Source organism: Leeuwenhoekiella sp. MAR_2009_132 (assembly GCF_000687915.1).
Lineage (GTDB): Bacteria > Bacteroidota > Bacteroidia > Flavobacteriales > Flavobacteriaceae > Leeuwenhoekiella.
In genome coordinates, this window is the sequence record NZ_JHZY01000002.1 from 608,012 (window position 1) to 624,150 (window position 16,139).

18 protein-coding genes are annotated in these 16,139 nt (G+C 34.1%); 3 read left to right on the forward strand and 15 right to left on the reverse strand.

The window, feature by feature from the left end; translation table 11 throughout:
* The first annotated feature begins 13 nt into the window (after positions 1 to 13).
* Together zwf and pgl are read left to right on the forward strand one after the other, a co-directional pair.
* On the forward strand, positions 14 to 1,552 hold the full coding sequence (gene zwf, locus P164_RS02570) for a glucose-6-phosphate dehydrogenase (protein ID WP_028374917.1): 1,539 nt from the start codon (positions 14 to 16) through the stop codon (positions 1,550 to 1,552).
* Positions 1,553 to 1,582: 30 nt separating this feature from the next.
* Positions 1,583 to 2,293 carry a 6-phosphogluconolactonase gene (gene pgl / locus P164_RS02575; protein ID WP_028374918.1) on the forward strand — a complete coding sequence of 237 codons (711 nt, stop codon included), beginning with the start codon at positions 1,583 to 1,585 and terminating at the stop codon, positions 2,291 to 2,293.
* Between the two features lie 30 nt (positions 2,294 to 2,323).
* Here the strand turns inward: pgl and P164_RS02580 are convergent, their stop codons facing one another.
* The 6 genes from P164_RS02580 to P164_RS02605 all read right to left on the reverse strand — a co-directional run bounded on the left by P164_RS02580 (position 2,324) and on the right by P164_RS02605 (position 7,571).
* Entirely contained in the window at positions 2,324 to 3,223 is a 900-nt protein-coding gene (locus tag P164_RS02580) for a cation diffusion facilitator family transporter (protein ID WP_028374919.1), read from the reverse strand.
* Positions 3,224 to 3,440: 217 nt separating this feature from the next.
* Positions 3,441 to 4,040 (reverse strand): nitroreductase family protein, encoded by a 600-nt coding sequence (locus P164_RS02585; RefSeq protein ID WP_028374920.1) that lies wholly within the window; start codon positions 4,038 to 4,040, stop codon positions 3,441 to 3,443.
* 164 nt (positions 4,041 to 4,204) lie between these two features.
* Positions 4,205 to 4,732, reverse strand: coding sequence for a VOC family protein (locus P164_RS02590; RefSeq protein ID WP_028374921.1), 528 nt, complete (start codon positions 4,730 to 4,732; stop codon positions 4,205 to 4,207).
* Between the two features lie 3 nt (positions 4,733 to 4,735).
* A complete protein-coding gene (locus tag P164_RS02595; RefSeq protein ID WP_028374922.1) occupies positions 4,736 to 5,092 on the reverse strand; it encodes an EthD domain-containing protein in 357 nt (118 codons plus the stop codon).
* 284 nt (positions 5,093 to 5,376) lie between these two features.
* Positions 5,377 to 6,567, reverse strand: a complete 1,191-nt coding sequence (locus tag P164_RS02600) for an ATP-binding protein (protein ID WP_028374923.1) — start codon at positions 6,565 to 6,567, stop codon at positions 5,377 to 5,379.
* 98 nt (positions 6,568 to 6,665) lie between these two features.
* Positions 6,666 to 7,571 (reverse strand): EamA family transporter, encoded by a 906-nt coding sequence (locus P164_RS02605; RefSeq protein WP_028374924.1) that lies wholly within the window; start codon positions 7,569 to 7,571, stop codon positions 6,666 to 6,668.
* Between the two features lie 417 nt (positions 7,572 to 7,988).
* Here P164_RS02605 and P164_RS02610 point away from each other — a divergent pair, with 417 nt between their 5' ends.
* Positions 7,989 to 9,101, forward strand: coding sequence for a DUF5700 domain-containing putative Zn-dependent protease (locus tag P164_RS02610; protein ID WP_028374925.1), 1,113 nt, complete (start codon positions 7,989 to 7,991; stop codon positions 9,099 to 9,101).
* 92 nt (positions 9,102 to 9,193) lie between these two features.
* Here P164_RS02610 and P164_RS02615 read toward each other — a convergent pair whose 3' ends face one another.
* From P164_RS02615 to P164_RS02655, 9 genes are all read right to left on the reverse strand, one after another.
* On the reverse strand, positions 9,194 to 9,844 hold the full coding sequence (locus P164_RS02615; protein ID WP_028374926.1) for a DsbA family protein: 651 nt from the start codon (positions 9,842 to 9,844) through the stop codon (positions 9,194 to 9,196).
* 68 nt (positions 9,845 to 9,912) lie between these two features.
* Positions 9,913 to 10,725, reverse strand: coding sequence for a DUF6503 family protein (locus P164_RS02620; protein ID WP_028374927.1), 813 nt, complete (start codon positions 10,723 to 10,725; stop codon positions 9,913 to 9,915).
* Positions 10,726 to 10,754: 29 nt separating this feature from the next.
* A complete protein-coding gene (locus P164_RS02625) occupies positions 10,755 to 11,063 on the reverse strand; it encodes an EthD family reductase (protein ID WP_028374928.1) in 309 nt (102 codons plus the stop codon).
* A 239-nt stretch (positions 11,064 to 11,302) separates the two neighbouring features.
* Positions 11,303 to 11,851 carry a carboxymuconolactone decarboxylase family protein gene (locus tag P164_RS02630; protein WP_028374929.1) on the reverse strand — a complete coding sequence of 183 codons (549 nt, stop codon included), beginning with the start codon at positions 11,849 to 11,851 and terminating at the stop codon, positions 11,303 to 11,305.
* A gap of 67 nt (positions 11,852 to 11,918) precedes the next feature.
* Complete coding sequence (locus P164_RS02635) at positions 11,919 to 12,482, reverse strand: TetR/AcrR family transcriptional regulator (protein WP_028374930.1); 564 nt, start codon at positions 12,480 to 12,482, stop codon at positions 11,919 to 11,921.
* A gap of 97 nt (positions 12,483 to 12,579) precedes the next feature.
* Positions 12,580 to 13,785, reverse strand: a complete 1,206-nt coding sequence (locus tag P164_RS02640) for an SGNH/GDSL hydrolase family protein (RefSeq protein WP_035899310.1) — start codon at positions 13,783 to 13,785, stop codon at positions 12,580 to 12,582.
* A gap of 158 nt (positions 13,786 to 13,943) precedes the next feature.
* Positions 13,944 to 14,333 carry a RidA family protein gene (locus P164_RS02645; RefSeq protein ID WP_028374932.1) on the reverse strand — a complete coding sequence of 130 codons (390 nt, stop codon included), beginning with the start codon at positions 14,331 to 14,333 and terminating at the stop codon, positions 13,944 to 13,946.
* Between the two features lie 121 nt (positions 14,334 to 14,454).
* Positions 14,455 to 15,018 (reverse strand): Crp/Fnr family transcriptional regulator, encoded by a 564-nt coding sequence (locus tag P164_RS02650; RefSeq protein WP_028374933.1) that lies wholly within the window; start codon positions 15,016 to 15,018, stop codon positions 14,455 to 14,457.
* 208 nt (positions 15,019 to 15,226) lie between these two features.
* Positions 15,227 to 16,138, reverse strand: a complete 912-nt coding sequence (locus P164_RS02655) for a helix-turn-helix domain-containing protein (RefSeq protein ID WP_028374934.1) — start codon at positions 16,136 to 16,138, stop codon at positions 15,227 to 15,229.
* Between the last annotated feature and the right edge of the window lies 1 nt (position 16,139).

Below are 16,139 nucleotides of genomic sequence, written 5' to 3' on the forward strand. Positions count from 1 at the left end.
ACCAATATTCTTTATGAATTCTACATCAAATCAACTGCTGGTCATTTTTGGAGCTTCGGGAGACCTCACAGCTCGTAAATTAATACCTGCATTATATCATTTATATGAAGGCGGGCACTTTCCTGAAAATTTTGTCGTTTTAGGTGCAAGCCGCAGTGATATGAGTGACGAAGAATTTCGTAAAAAAGTTGTTTATGAAAGTCCGTATTTAAAAGAAGAAGTTAAAAAGAAAGATAAGGAGTTCATTAAGAAATTTGCAGACCTGTTGTATTATCAGGATTTAGGCGATGATTATGACTCAGATTATACAGATCTTAAAAAACGTATAGAATCACTTGACAAAGAGTGTGGTACAGACGGCAGTTTTATGTTTTACCTCTCTACACCACCAAGTTTATATGAGCCTATTGCAAAAAATCTTACCGATCAGGGATTAACTAAAGGATCTGGCTCTGATAAAGGCTTTAGACGTATAATAGTAGAAAAACCATTTGGGTATAGCCTAGCAACTGCTCAGGAATTAAATAAAGGTCTTCAGAAGTATTTTAAAGAAAATCAAATTTATCGCATAGATCATTATTTAGGTAAAGAAACAGTACAAAACCTACTGGTAACTCGTTTTTCAAACTCAATATTTGAGCCGTTATGGAACCGTAACTACATTCATCACGTAGAAATTACCAATGCAGAAACGGTAGGAGTAGAGAAGCGTGGTGGTTATTATGACAAATCGGGTGCGCTACGAGATATGTTTCAAAGTCACTTGCTGCAGATTGTTTCATTAATTGTAATGGAGCCGCCTATAAATTCAAATGCTGAAGAAATACGTAATGAGAAAGTAAAGGCTTTAAAGTCTTTACGTATTATGAAGACCGAAAAAGAGCTTTTTGATAACACCATGCGTGGTCAATATGTGGCTTCTAGTATAGATGGTAAACGCGTAAAAGGCTATAGAGAAGAAGAAGGTGTTGATCCTGAATCTAAAACGGAAACCTACGCAGCGATCAAGTTTTTTGTAGATAACTGGAGATGGAAGGATACACCATTTTACGTGCGTACCGCTAAGCAAATGCCTACAAAGGTAACGGAGGTAGTAATTCACTTTAAAACGCCGCATCATCAGGTTTTTAAAGATCAGGATATTAATAATAAAGACAATAAACTCATCATACGCATACAACCAGATGAAGGTATTCTTATCAAATTTGGTGTAAAAGTACCAGGACAGGGCTTTCAGGTAGAGCGTGCAAATATGGATTTTTATTACAGCAGTCTTGCAGATTCTAATATTATGGAAGCCTATGAACGTTTACTACTTGATGCAATGCAAGGTGATGCAACACTATATGCACGTGCAGATGAGGTTGAGGCAGCCTGGGCTTTTGTAGATCCTATTTTAGACTATTGGGCAAATGGCAATGATGTAAATACCTATGGGTACCCTGCAGGAACCTGGGGTCCAAAAAACTCAGATGATCTTATAGAAGATGCTAATGGGTGGCGCAATCCCGGCGAACTGCTTACAGACGAGACCGGATTCTGTCTTATATAAACCGAATTTTAATTAAATATTTCCATACTTATGGACTTACGTATACAAGAAAACAAGCAACGTGTTGCTGAAGATTTTTCAGAATTTTTTAAAGAATTGTGTTCAACCGGGGAAGAGGTGCATATTGCCCTTTCGGGCGGAAGCACTCCCAAAATAGTTTTTGATCAACTAGCATCAGAATTTGGTGCAGATATAGACTGGTCAAAAGTAAATTTATACTGGGGCGATGAACGCTGTGTGCCACCTTCAGATGACGAGAGCAATTATAAAATGACGGTAGAACATCTACTTTCTAAAATCACGATTCCTGAAGCTAATATTTTTAGGATACTAGGGGAAGATGACCCCGAAAAAGAAGCTAAACGCTACACAAATGTATTACGTGATAATTTACCCACTCTAAATGGAATCCCATGTTTTGATCTCGTTATCTTAGGAATGGGTGATGATGGGCACACCGCATCTATTTTTCCGCATCAAATTGAATTGTGGGAAATGCCCGAAAGCTGTAAAGTGGCGACGCATCCCGAGAGTGGACAAAAACGTATTACCATTACCGGAAAAGTCATCAATGCGGCTAAAACTGTTGCTTTTTTAGTAACCGGAGCGAGCAAAAAAGAAAAAGTATCTGCTATTATTAATGAGCGCGAAGATTACAAGAAGTTTCCTGCGAGTCTAGTTGCTCCTAAAAACGGTGAATTGATCTGGTTTTTAGATCAGGACGCGGCAGCAGGTTTGTAACTGTTATGTAAATAGAAAATGCTTCGGAAACTAATCTGTTTCTGTAGTTTGAAATTTTAAAGGATTCCCGGGCTCAATATGTATTAGTACAAAGTTGAGGTTGGGAATTTCTTCTTTTAAATGGTCTTGTAATTTGTGTGCAATAATATGACCGGCGGTTACGCTTATCGTACCATCTACGATAGCGTGTAAATCAAGATGATAATTCATCCCTGCTTTACGTATGTAGGCTTTTTCGGTTTCTAAAACTCCGGGTACCTCGAGCGATTTTACGCGTACCAGTTCTATGACATCATCATATCTGTTTTCATCCATTATTTCGCCCAGGGCGGGTCTAAAGATCAGATATGCGTTGTATAAGATAATGCCAGATGCCAGTAATGCTGCCCAATCGTCTGCAGCTTCAAATCCTTCTCCAAAAATAAGTGCAATACTTATTCCTAAAAATGCCATTACCGAAGTTATTGCATCACTACGGTGATGCCAGGCATCTGCTTTGAGCGACGAACTATTAGTCTCTATACTACGTTTTAAAACAAGCCGAAAAGAGGCTTCTTTCCAAATAATAATAGCTCCTAAAACATAAAGTGTCCAGGATTTTGGAGCGAGGTGCGGAGTTTGAATATTTTCTATGCTTTCGTACGCAATCACTGTGGCAGAAGTCACTAAAAATGCCACTACGAGAAAGGTAATTAAGGGTTCTATTTTACCGTGACCATAAGGATGATTATCATCTGGCGGACGGTCTGCATATTTTAAACCAAAAAGCACTAAAAAAGAAGCAAAAATATCTGCTGTAGATTCGATGGCATCGGCTATTAGTGCATATGAATTACCAAAAATACCGGCAATACCTTTTAATATTGCAAGTATAGTATTTCCTATAATGCTAAAGTAGGTTGCGCTAATAGCTGTTTTTACTTTACTCATAATTTAAGCGCGGTAGGGTTGTGGTTTTAATTTTAAGGAATGCAAAGTTCCCCTTTTTAAAGGTTTTAAAAGAGTTTAGAAGTGTTAAGATTTAGATTAAAAGGCAATAAACTTCTAATGATAGCCAGAAGAACTAAGGTTATTTTTTTAATAGAAAAAGTCTGAAAATACAACGTAGGATGCATTTTCAGACTTCTTGAATTGAGTAGGTTTATCTTTAAATAGTTTCTATAATCTGATCTAAAGCAATTCTAGATTTTGGTTTTTTGCTAGGTTGGTTGGCATCTTCAGGATCTCTATAACCTATTGCAACTGCTACCAGTGTGGTATAATCTGATTGACCTATGATTTTATCGTAGTTCTCAGGTTCTATACCTTCCATAGGAGTCGCATCTATACCCATTTCTGCGCAGGCACTTAATAAAACACCTAATGCTAAATATACCTGCTTTTCAAACCAGGCTTTGGTTTGCGCTTCGGGTTGTGGTTTTATAAATTCTTTATAATAATTAACAGCGCCCTCGGGTAATTCACGTTCAATTTGAGATTCAAAGGCAGCTAAACTATCTATTCTACTTAGTACAATTACCGTATCGCTATCTGTAACTTTGCTAGTATTTATCCAGGATACTTTAGAAAGTTTCTCTTTAGTAGCACGATCAGAAACGAAGGTAAATTTCCAGGGTTGGCTATTAATAGAAGAAGGTGATAAACGTAAAATTTCTTTTAACTCTTCGATCTTCTGACTGTCTATTTTTTTTGATGCATCATATTTTTTTGTAGTGTATCTATGCTGCATCGCTTGTAAAAAACTCATATTTTAAATTTAAAGTGAATCATCTTTAAAGTCGTAAAAGTAGTCATTGCCTTTCCTGAAAGGTTGTTAAGCTTATCTCAAAATCTTTATGACCTTAGCGTATTGATGAGGTTAAATTAAAAATCCCAATATAAAATTGGGATTTTTAAAAATTGGATCGCTTGTTAATTTCTTTGTGGTGGGGTCCAGCGGTTTATAGATTCTTTTTGTAATCCGTCCGGGTATGTGATCAATTCAATAAGACTACCCCAAGGAGCTCTACCATAAACCCCGGCATTATCAGGTCCTTTTTCTATACCACCTAAACCGTGCGGTTGCGATAGTAATTCGCCACCGGCAGTTTTAAAACGTTCTGCAGCATACGTTATATCATCTACGTAAACTGCAAAATGCGTAATGCCAAAATCATTTAACGCAACAGGTTTTTTCTGACTTGTATTTTCAAATTCAAAAAGCTCTAAAGTGGCGCTTTTACCCAGTTGCATGAGTTTCATATGTACCACTTTTGCACCTTGAGGAATACCTAATTGTTTTTCAGTTTCCTCACCTTCCATAGGTTCTTCATCTTTTTGTACCAAGTCATACAATGTTTTAGCATCAAAAGCCTGTTCTAAAAATAGTGAAGCTTCGGTTACATTAGGTACGGTGATTCCAATGTGGTCTATACCGCGTATGCGTGATTTAGTGCTCATAATTTAGGAATTAGTATTCGTTATAATTTCTACTTGATCGCCAATGGTTACCTGTGTATTCTCGTGATCTAAAAAAGTTTTTTCATCAGGAAATACATGATTTTTATAAAAATCTGAATTGAGTGTGTTTTCCAGACCTTCTAAACTATCAAACCAAAGTTCTGCAGTGCCGTCATAATCTTCGACTTCAACAGCACTCGTTTTTTGTTTTATAGGATGGGTTTGTATATAACGGATGCAATGTTTATCTGCTTCCGGGATTTTTCTAAATAATGGGCCGTGTATCTCAATATGGTGTTTTACAAATTCTTCGTGAGTGAGTTTTGGATTTCGTTTCAACAACATGGTCATTTTTATCATGGCTTAATTTTTAAGGTTAAACATTACCCTAAAATTACAAGTGACGCGGCTTGTACTTAATTTATTTAGCTGCTTTAAAAAAAGTTTAACGGGATTGAGATCGCCTGTTAATAAGTCAAAATATCTAGACAAATGAATTTAAAGGAACTAGCTCATTACCTATATTTCTCAGCAGAATATTATAAATGGAGATTGCGTTAATTTTTTAAGAAGCAGATGATTTAAAATTATATTCTATTAGTTAGGAACTGAAATATATCGCTTCATATCCTTATAATTTGACTCTAAATAGGCATTGAAAATAAAAAGTTAGTAACTTTTTGAGTTGAAGTAACTTCTATAATTCCGTTATGTGCTTTTGCTATTTCTGAAGAAATATAAAGACCTAAGCCTAAACCCGATTTGTTGTTAGCAGAATTTGTTGTAAAAAAAGGTTTAAATAAGTTGAGCATTTTAGCTTCAGGAATCTCATCACCCGAATTTGAAACGCGTATAGAAAAGCTGTTATTTATGGCTAGGACATCTACTATAATAGGCTCTTCTGCAGCACCATGTTTAACTGCGTTTCCGAGTAGATTAGAATACAATTGCCCCACGCGATTAATATCACAATTTACATCTTGCTTTAAATCTATATTTAAGGTGATTTTGTGATGTGTATCTATCGTTTTAAGTTCTTTAGTAACCTGATTTAGTGATTTTTTAAGCGCCTGATTATTTGTTATACGATCTAGTCGTATGCCTTCACCCAGATGCCCTTTAGCGAAATCTAATAAATTATCAATGAGACCTTGCATACGATAGGAGGTACTTTTTATAGTACTCGCCTGTCTGTTTGCCATTTCGGGCAGATCCATCTGTAATAAAATATCTGCACACATTCGGGTTGTACCTACAGGATTGCGTAGATCGTGACCTAAAATTGCTATAAATGTTTCCCGTAATTCACCTATATGTTTTTCTTCTTTAAGCTTAATATTTAAGTCATTAATTTCTTCAACCGCATCTAGATGAAAGGAAATAAGCTGTGCATAAAGAGCGAATAAATCTTTAGTTTCTTGATTGTCTATTTTTGCAGGTTCAGGGTCTATGGCGCAGAGCGTACCAAAAAAGCTTCCATTTTTTCTGTAAATGGGATAGGAGATATAGCTTTGAAACCCGTATTTCGCTGGAGTAGGATGATTACAATAGGTGGCATTGCTAACCACTTCATCAATAATAACCGGGTTGTGATGCTGTTTAATCTCGTTGCAAATTGTGGTTTCTAAAACCAACTCATCTCCCGTTTTTAAGCCAAAGTTACATTCGTCTTGTGACACACACGTAATCCATTTCTCATCTGTAACACGTGCTACGGCAGAAAATTTCATTCCTGTAGTACGACAAATGACATTTAATATTGAAGGAATCGCACTAATTTGTGTGATATTAAAAATGTCATTTTGCAAATCTGTACTTAGGTTAGTGTTGATCATAGTTAGCTATAAGTAATAAATATAACGATTAATTTATTTTAAGTCTGTGCTGTATCACCAACCTATCTCTTAAGGAATTACGCATTACGTTTAATACCCTAATTGATTTTTGTGCTTTGTTTCTGCATGTTAATTTTTATAATCGTAACTAAAATAATAAGAATACCTACAGCCTGTAAAATTCCTATGCGTTCATTCAGCATAAAATAGGCACTCAATATAGAAACCGGTATTTCTAATGTTGCCAGTATTCCTGCTAAACCTGCACCTATTTTAGGCACTCCATTATTAAAAAGAATAGGAGGTAAGACAGTACCAAAAAGACCTAATACAACACCCCATTTTATAAGTGCCACAGTATTTAATTCTTCGATAATCTGAATATTCCAAAACAGGAGAATGGCTATAAAACCGCCCAAAACCAGATATTTACTTCGGGTGATATTAGGCAATTCTACCGAAACTTTATTTGTAGCATACATCGTGACAGTATACGAAAGGGCGGCAAGAAAACCGTATCCAAAGCCAACAGCGCTAAAGTTAAAATCACTTTCAAAAATACGTGATGCGAGAACCGTCCCCAGTAATACCACAACTGCTCCTATAAGTTTGGTCCGGTTTACGAGCTGGCGATCTATAAAATACTCAAGTATTATGCTCATCCATACGGTTTGCATAAGAAGAATGATACCTATAGAAACCGGTACATATTGTATCGCTAAATAGTAAAAACAACTGGTTAAACCTAAAGGGGCACCAAAAAGAATTAATTTCAGTTTGGGATATTTAGCCGAATATTTTTGAGATTTCTGCTCTTGGTTTTCTTGTTTTTTAGATAGAAAGAAAGAGATAATGCTCAAAACCACCACTCCAAAAACAAACTGTAGAAAGGTAAGGGCAGCGGTACCAAAACCTGCATTGTTAGCCAGTTTTACTATAGTTGCCAGAACGCCATAGCTTGCTGCTCCTATAGATACAAAGGCTATTCCTTTTAATTTATCCATAAAATGTATTACTGATTATTTCCCGGTAATAGGGGTTAACTTTTTCGAAACGTATTTTGATACGAAATTTTGAGAGGTGATTAAGATTAATCGATATAACTAGTCGTAATTTTTTTTAAACCTTATAAAATAAACAGGATTATTTTAAGCCTTCGGTATAGCTTAAAATTCAATTGTATATCTGAATAATTTAAGAGGGTAAATTTAGAACGAAAATTATAATACCTGTACAGGGATGAGCATTTATTAGCGTGTATTTATAAAAAGAGATAATACCACTTTAGCGATTTGTACTTAAGTATTAAAATATTTAAGGTGCCTATTGCCAAGGTATGGTACAATATTTAGCTTAATAAAATATTATTTAAAAAAATAGTAAACTTAAAAAAATTACATTTGATTCAAATAAATCTATACATGAACTCCATATATAAAAACAGATTACTTATCGCTTTTATGGCTATTATTCCATTTTATTCTATTGCACAGACAATGCAATTTGAACCCTTAAATGCCTATTGGAATTTAGTTGATACGCTTAAGAAAGGAGACTCACTTTCCAAAGAAAAGTGGGATGATTTTTTAGCAATAGAGGCTAACAGAACATATGTAGATAATCAGGGGTTTGATGCAAACTATTTAGAACGGTTTAGAAAGAATTTAGAACTCGTTTATATGCCTAAAAATGATAGTTTATTACAAACATATATTCCGGCTATTGAAAAAGATCCTTCCTCGTATTGGTTTATTTACAAAGTATATGTTTATAAAAAGTATGAGAACGAGTTGAAAGCATTTCAAAAGCAGCTTGAAGATCCTAAGTATATAAATAGAATCTACGAGCAAGCCTTTGAGTGGCTTCCCAGAGATTTACAACGCAAAGAAACTGGCGTAAATTTTTATTTAATAGGAATTGAAAATGATGCAATTGCTGGGGGTGAAGTGGTAATAGCGACGCTGTGGAATTTATACAATCAAGACAAAATAAACCAGGGAAGTACAGCAGGACACGAGATGCACCACATTTTAAGAAATCCTGTAAATTTTGAAAACGTGGCAGAAGCAGATTTGGGGTTACTCTATTTTTTAAATGGAGTGCTTAATGAAGGTTCTGCAGATATGATAGATAAGCCAAAGAATATTCAGTTTGAAGATGAAATACCTGGAGAACTTCAATTTAAAGAATTTGTGCTTTACCAGGCAGATAGTATTATAAAGGTCGTAAACACTAATATTATTGAATTACAAAACTCTAAGGGAGCCTCTTTTAAAACGGAAAGGGACTACCGCAATCTGGTAAAATGGACGAGTGGTCATTGCCCGGGCTATTATATGGCTGATATTATAGTGCGCAACGGTTACAAAAAACAGCTTTTAAAAAATATACAGAACCCGTTTTATTTTATGTATCTCTATAATAAAGCAGCAAAAAAAGATAAATCCAGTCCTGCGTTATTTTCTGAATCATCTATAAAATATATAAAATCTTTAGAAACTAAATACTGGGTAGAACCTCGTGGTAAAGCTTAATCTGAAATAAAAAAAAAACGTTGCAATCTCTTCAATTTGAGAATGCAACGTATTTAAGATAACACTACTTAAAAATTAAAGCTTTTGGTTTGTTAAGTATTAGTTTGAGTAGCTTCAGTAAGAACCTGTTTAAAAACATCTACCGGCTGTGCGCCTGTTAATGCACTTTTACGATCAAAAACAAATGTAGGTACAGAGTTTACACCCAGATTTTTCCAGTAGGCTTGTTTAGTACGCACTTCATATCGCGCTTCTTCACTATCTAATTTGCTTAGCGCATCTTCGGCATTTAAGCCCACGTCAAGTAGTGCTTGTTTTAGAATATCTCGTTTAGAAACATCTTTACGCTCGCTAAAAAATGCTTTAGTCAATTGCATTTTTAACTGCGTTTGCTTACCAAATTCGTGAGCATATTCTAATAAGATATGCGCTTCAAATGTATTTGCCATACGCATCTCTTCAAAATAATCAAAGGTAAAGCCTAACTCTGCACCGGCATCTGCCATACGTTGTTGTGATTCTTCTTGCTGTTCTAAAGTAGAACCGTATTTTTCTGAAATGTGTTCCCTTAGATTTTGCCCTTCTACAGGCATATTAGGATTCAACTCAAAAGGTTGCCATTCTATCTCAATCTGGTCTTCTATTCCCAGTTCTGCAATTGCTTTCTCCAGTCGTTTATAACCTATAGTACACCACGGGCAAACTACATCTGAAACAATATCAATTTTTAATTTATTAGACATATTAAATTTTTAGTACGTACCGTATTAGTCGTTCGAAATTCTAAATATTCAAACAAAGTTTAGCAATTCTATTTTTTAAACAATTCTGGCTTTAAGTCGTTGTTAAATTTAATATTGGTCCAGGTTACGGTAATCCAGGGATCGTTATTAAGTGCAGAATCCCAGGTTGATTTCTTGTATTTGCGATTAACAGGAATTAAAATCCCATCTATATTCTCATACTCAAGTAACATTAGATAGGGTGTTTCAATCACACCAAAATCAACTACAGTAAATAAAAACTGATCTATTAATCCCGTTTCTTTATTGATATAAACCTGGTAAATATCGGTAGGCTTACTTTTAGCAAAGTCGAAACTAATTTTGACAATATCATAAGCTTTATTATTTACTGTCTTTTCGCCCAAATACTCATAGGTTATACCATCATCGAGTAATTTTTGCATCATGGTAAACCAATAAAAATTAGTAGGTCTATTAAATTTTACCCGTTGCAGTTGATCTTCACTCTCTACATATTCGCCATTATGCCTAAGCCAGAAATTAGAGCCATCATAACCTTGTTCAATTAATCCCTCTAATTCGGGTAGCGTTCTCTCGTGTTGCATATACGCTCCATAAGAATACTCTCCATCAAAAACATATTTTTCAGTAGAAATATCTGCTTTGCCGTCTGGTGTTTGATATGTATACGTATATACAACATCTTTTTTGGTTTTTAGCAAATCGTAACTACCAACTTTTTGAACCATATTATATACCAACTCGTGACCATTATTTTGAAATTTTGGTACCGAAGCTGTTTCTTCTTTTTCTTTTCCGTTAAAGCCACAAGAGATAAAGAGCAGCGTTAGAATCCCTGATAGAAATTTAATTTTCATATACTAACTGGTTATGATTAGGGTTATAATTATGCAATTTCACTTAGTTGCACTTGTGGTTTAGCATTAGTAAAATTTGGAAGATCTGCTAAAATTGTTTCAGCATTGGCGCCAAATGAATGCTGAAAACTTTCCATAGATTCAAAAGTAACATTTGCGATTAGTACATATGGCGCTGGTAAATCTGGAGTCGCACCGGCAATACCAAAATTTACATCTGAAGCAACTATTGCTTCACCTATTAGTTCTGCTATTAATTTACTGTGCTGATTTATGTAATAATCTTTATCAAACTTCAAATCTGCACTATTAGGATACATTACAGTTAATTTTATCATTTTTTAAGTTTTAGGTTAATCAGCGGTAATCGTTTTATATATCACTATACGATCACCGTATTTATTTTTAATTTTTTTTAACTATTGAAATCACTCAGACCAGAGATCTATTCTAGTTCTTACAAGCAGTTTTAAACCCTTAAATTTTGAATTATCGTATTTTAAGAAAAATACTAATGACTTTCTACACTAAAACAGAAAGTCATTAGCATCTAAAAAATAGGGCTTAGTGATACGCTTTATTTTTTCCAGGCAAATTTTTCAAAAGGAGCATCTACCGGAGTATTTGCAATGTGATTTGTATAATTACTTATCACCTTTTGAGATAGACCCAGGATTACTTCAAGTACCTGTCGTTCACCATAACCCGCGTCGTAAAATGCTTGAAGTTCTTGTTGTGAAACATTACCCCGATTACGTACCATAGATAATGTAAACGTACGTAATGCTTCTAATTTTGAATTTTCTAACGGAGTCTCATTACGCAAAGATTCTGTAATGCTATCATCTACTTTCATCATATTAGCAATCGCTGTATGCGCAGGAACGCAGTAGTGGCACTCGTGCTCCACATTAATGGTCTGCCATACGACTGTTAGTTCGTCTTTATCAAAAGAAGAATCCATAAATAATTTATGTAGGTTCTGATATCCTTCTAATAATCCCGGAGCACCGGCTAAAACCCCATGTAAACCGGGAATCATACCATTGGTTTTTTGTGATTTTTCTAAAAAAGGTTTGCTGGCTTCGGGAGCAGTTTCTAAATCGTGAATTTTTAAAGTTGTCATTATATTCAATTTTTTATTATTTATTTAATAGCTAAACGTTCGTTTAGTTTTAGTGTAAAAAAAACGTTTAGATGTTTTTAAACGTCATTTCTATATAATCTTTAATTTCTTTATCTGTATTTACTCGCGAAGCGGCAGCAAGCCCGTGTTTTGCAAGAACCAGAAAATTTGCCAATTTGAGCAGTTCATCTTCATTTGTGTAACCACTTATTTTCAATTTTTCAATGAAAAGATCTTTAAGTGAATTCATAAACGTACTCATTAATTCATTTACTATTGGGTCATCACTTTCTGAGAATTCATTATAGGTATTAGTAAGTAAACAACCTTTTTCAGCTTCCTTCTCAGAGCTTATTTCAACAGAATCATAAAAAAACTGTTTGATATCATCAACACCTTGTGTGGCATTTTTAAACTTCTCAAACATCGCTGCCACTCTAGATTTGTAACATTTTAAACTTTCTAAAAAAAGACCGTGTTTGCTTCCAAAGCTTGAATAAATAGAAAATTTATTAATGCCCATTTCTTTCTCAAGCATTTGCATAGACGTATTTTCATAGCCCTTACGCCAAAACAAATTCATTGCCTTGGTAAGCACTTCTTCTTCTATATATTGTTTTTTACGAGCCATTTATTTTAAATCCGATGTAAAACTAACCATTCGTTTAGTTTCGACAAGAATCTTTAACAACAAATTAATTTTTTTGAATTTAAATATAGGAATGAACTTAATTCTCTTTCATTGAGAAAAGATTTAGATTAACAGATTTCCCCAGTAAGACATACCCTTCAATATTGGGGTGTAACCAGTCTTCAGTATAGTTTTTTAATATCTTTTCAGGGTCAGCGGGGTCTCTTAGGATTTTGTCAAAATCTATATAAGCATCAAAATTACCAGGAGTTCTAATCCACTTATTTACATTTTTTCTAACAATTTCGTGAGCTTTAGAATAATGTCCACTGCCTTTAAATGGGGTAATCGTTGCACCATAAATTTTTATGTTTTGAGCACGTGCATCGGTTATAATTTTGTGATACGCTTTTATAATTTCGTCTGCTGAAGCGTTGGAATAAATGTCATTGGTGCCATAAAATACAATTATATATTTTATACCTGTCTGTGCCAGTAAATCGTCTTTATATCTGTCTATGCCAGAGCCTATAAGTGTAGAACCGCCAATACCTAAATTTAATACTCCAATTTTTTTTGTTCGGGAATCATTCAGCAATTGCTGCGAAAAAATATCAGGCCATCTGTTTTGTAAACCTCCCGAAAGTCCATAACCATCTGTAATTGAGTCTCCCAAAATACCAATACAGGCCGAAGGTTCTTGAGTTAAAACATCTATAGCGCTTATATGAAACCAATGCGCAGTTATTGTAGGACTATTAAATGTTCTTAATGAAGTCTGATCACCCGGAAGAATATAAGAGTCTGTACGTGAGGCAACGTGGCTGGTAATACTAGATGATTCATCTAAATTACCATAAAAAGTAGTGATAGCGATATGCATACCCGGCTTTAATGCAAAAGCTACAGGGTCTGAAACTTGAGTGTCAAAAGGAGCTATAGTAATTGCAGTGTTTCCATTAAATTTTAAAGAAGTTAATGTGGTTGAATCAATAGCACTTCCCCCTTGTGAAACAGCAATGCTAACTGCTTGAAGAGTAAGTGATTCAGGACTGGTTTTGTTTGAAAACTTTAAACGTAATGTATCACCACCTATAGATACACGTACCACCTGGCGCAGCGTATTATTAGTTAAATAGGGAGGAGGAGGGGTGTTTGTTGATCCGGCTGCATAAGGTGCACAACTCCAGGTTGCTACCCAATTACCATTTTGACCTAAACCAGAGAAAGTAGTTAATATAGAGACTAATAAAACAAATAGTACTTGTTTACTATATTTTTTGAAATTTAAATAACTTGTCATATTTAATTCTATAATATACTGTCTAAATTATACCAACTACTAATATCGGTTTTTTAATAGTTAGATTTTAATCTTCTAGCATTGAATTATATACATCCTAAGTATTACTCTCCGTAACTATTAGGATTATTCTTTTATTTCCAAACCTATATTAAATACTATTTTACAACCGTAACTTCTAATTCTACTTTTAATGTCTCAAAAAGACTTTTTACTTCTAATACAGTACTTGCCTGTTTAATGTTATGTTCAGTTATCCAATTTTGGAAAACATCAAAACACGTGAATAGCTCTTCAGATGAAGTTGTATAAATATTTAATCTTACAATGTTTTCACACGCATATCCCGCTTCCTTTATAACTCTTTCTAAATTTTCTATGGAGTGAATTAATTGAGCTTTCATGTTAGAAGTGCTTGATTTGCCATTATCATCTATTGCTGTTTGCCCAGAAATATAGAGTGTACCTTCTGGCTTTGTAACTTCGACGGCTTGTGCATAACTTCTTTCGTTTTGCCATTTCCACGGATTGATGATTCGTTTTTCCATTTTTTCTTCTTTTTTCTTTTGTATTAATGTTGAACTAGGAGTTGATACTCTAATTGCAAATATTTGAATACTCGTATTACTTGGGCGTGACCTATGTCACAATAATAAAGAAGTGCAGATATTAAGAAGAAAGTCGGCTAAGTGTCTCACGCGAAACTCCTAAATATGAAGCTAAAAGAGTTTTAGGAACTCGCTGAAATAATAAAGGATATTGGTTGAGAAGTTGTTCATAGCGTTCTTTAGCACTTGATGTTAAAAAAGATAAAATTCTATTTTGTGAAGCTATATGTCCTGAATTAGATTTTTCAAGAAAGAACTGTTTCATTTTGGGTGATTCTGCTGCTAATTTTTGATAATTAGCAAAGCTCAATGAAAATACGGTAGTGTCTTCTATGCACTGTAAGGACATTTTAGCATTAGTTTGCGAGAAATAAGCTGAGAAATCACTTTCCCACCAGTCTTCCATCGCAAAGGAAACAATATGTTGTTTTCCATTTTTGTCATCGTAAACTAATTTCAAAAGCCCGGTAACAATTAAATAACAAAACTTTACCTGATCTCCTTCGTGAATAAGAAAATCATTTTTTTTAAATGTTTCAAATGAGAAATGTGATAGAATATGTGCGAACTCATCATCTCTAAGCAGTATTATATTTTCAATATGTGCTCTTAATTTTTCTTTCATCAAACTAGAATTCTAATTTTTTATCCCACTTGTCAAAGAGATTCCCAATGGTCTAATATAAGAATAGTTGCAGATCAAAAAGTATTAAGGCTTTAGTTATGCACAGACTATTGTTACATTCATTTAATTTAGATTAAGCACTTAAACCGCTATTGTTTTTATCAATTATTGAGTACTGGCTTACTATATTTCGTTTTTCTAATTAAATTCAATTGAAGCTTTTTCTAAATTCTAAGGGCGTCATTGCTGTTTTTTGCTTGAATAATTTGCCAAATGATTGTGGATGTTCAAAACCTAATTTGTAAGCTATTTCATTAACGGAAAGTCCGGTAGTTGATAGTTTTTCCTTTGCCAGTTTTATTATTTTTTCGTGTATAAACGATTGTGTGCTTTTTCCAGTGATTGTTTTTAAAAGTCTTGTCAAATAATTGGGAGACACATTGAGTCTATTAGCTATTCTTTCAACTGTAGGTAAGCCATTACGTTTCAACATTTCATCTCTAAGCAAATCATTTAAAATAAATTCAAATTGATCTAAAATTGTGTGGTTAGCCTTTTTGCGTGTAATAAATTGACGTTGATAAAACCGTTTTGTATATGTTAATAAAAGCTCTAAATGTGAAATAATTACATCTTGACTAAAATTATCAATATTTGAGTTATACTCTTGATAAATATCTTCCATAATCCGAATAAGCATTTTTTCTTCTTTTTCAGAAAGATGCAATGCCTCGTTCAACTGGTAGTCAAAAAAGTCATAGTTTTTAATTTTGTTAGCCAAAGCTGTATTCCATAAAAAATCTGGATGAAAGAGAAGTAACCATCCAGAATGATTCAGTTCGTTGTTTTCAACTTCAATAGCCATTACTTGATTGGGTGCTACAAATGCTAGAACACCTTCATCAAAATCATACTCTTGCTGGCCATATCTCATTTTTCCTTCGTATAAGCGTTTTAATGCGATGCAATAAAAGCCGTGCGTTACATGTATAGAAGTACCAGTTTTATGTTTGATATCCTCAAAATTAATGACGCTCACTAGGGGATGTTGTGGGCTTGCGAGATTATTAATTTTATGGTACTCGTTAATACTATGAATATGAACAATGTGTTTTGACATT

Excerpts from the sequence above, each read along its gene's own strand:
- P164_RS02595 (WP_028374922.1), bottom strand. The coding sequence starts at position 5,092 with ATGATAAAAATGACCATGTTGTTGAAACGAAATCCAAAACTCACTCAC.
- P164_RS02630 (WP_028374929.1), bottom strand. The coding sequence starts at position 11,851 with ATGACAACTTTAAAAATTCACGATTTAGAAACTGCTCCCGAAGCCAGC.
- P164_RS02640 (WP_035899310.1), bottom strand. The coding sequence starts at position 13,785 with ATGACAAGTTATTTAAATTTCAAAAAATATAGTAAACAAGTACTATTT.
- P164_RS02605 (WP_028374924.1), bottom strand. The coding sequence starts at position 7,571 with ATGGATAAATTAAAAGGAATAGCCTTTGTATCTATAGGAGCAGCAAGC.
- P164_RS02645 (WP_028374932.1), bottom strand. The coding sequence starts at position 14,333 with ATGGAAAAACGAATCATCAATCCGTGGAAATGGCAAAACGAAAGAAGT.
- P164_RS02625 (WP_028374928.1), bottom strand. The coding sequence starts at position 11,063 with ATGATAAAATTAACTGTAATGTATCCTAATAGTGCAGATTTGAAGTTT.
- P164_RS02620 (WP_028374927.1), bottom strand. The coding sequence starts at position 10,725 with ATGAAAATTAAATTTCTATCAGGGATTCTAACGCTGCTCTTTATCTCT.
- P164_RS02635 (WP_028374930.1), bottom strand. The coding sequence starts at position 12,482 with ATGGCTCGTAAAAAACAATATATAGAAGAAGAAGTGCTTACCAAGGCA.
- P164_RS02650 (WP_028374933.1), bottom strand. The coding sequence starts at position 15,018 with ATGAAAGAAAAATTAAGAGCACATATTGAAAATATAATACTGCTTAGA.
- P164_RS02590 (WP_028374921.1), bottom strand. The coding sequence starts at position 4,732 with ATGAGCACTAAATCACGCATACGCGGTATAGACCACATTGGAATCACC.
- pgl (WP_028374918.1), top strand. The coding sequence starts at position 1,583 with ATGGACTTACGTATACAAGAAAACAAGCAACGTGTTGCTGAAGATTTT.
- P164_RS02655 (WP_028374934.1), bottom strand. The coding sequence starts at position 16,138 with ATGTCAAAACACATTGTTCATATTCATAGTATTAACGAGTACCATAAA.
- P164_RS02585 (WP_028374920.1), bottom strand. The coding sequence starts at position 4,040 with ATGAGTTTTTTACAAGCGATGCAGCATAGATACACTACAAAAAAATAT.
- P164_RS02615 (WP_028374926.1), bottom strand. The coding sequence starts at position 9,844 with ATGTCTAATAAATTAAAAATTGATATTGTTTCAGATGTAGTTTGCCCG.
- P164_RS02610 (WP_028374925.1), top strand. The coding sequence starts at position 7,989 with ATGAACTCCATATATAAAAACAGATTACTTATCGCTTTTATGGCTATT.
- P164_RS02600 (WP_028374923.1), bottom strand. The coding sequence starts at position 6,567 with ATGATCAACACTAACCTAAGTACAGATTTGCAAAATGACATTTTTAAT.
- P164_RS02580 (WP_028374919.1), bottom strand. The coding sequence starts at position 3,223 with ATGAGTAAAGTAAAAACAGCTATTAGCGCAACCTACTTTAGCATTATA.
- zwf (WP_028374917.1), top strand. The coding sequence starts at position 14 with ATGAATTCTACATCAAATCAACTGCTGGTCATTTTTGGAGCTTCGGGA.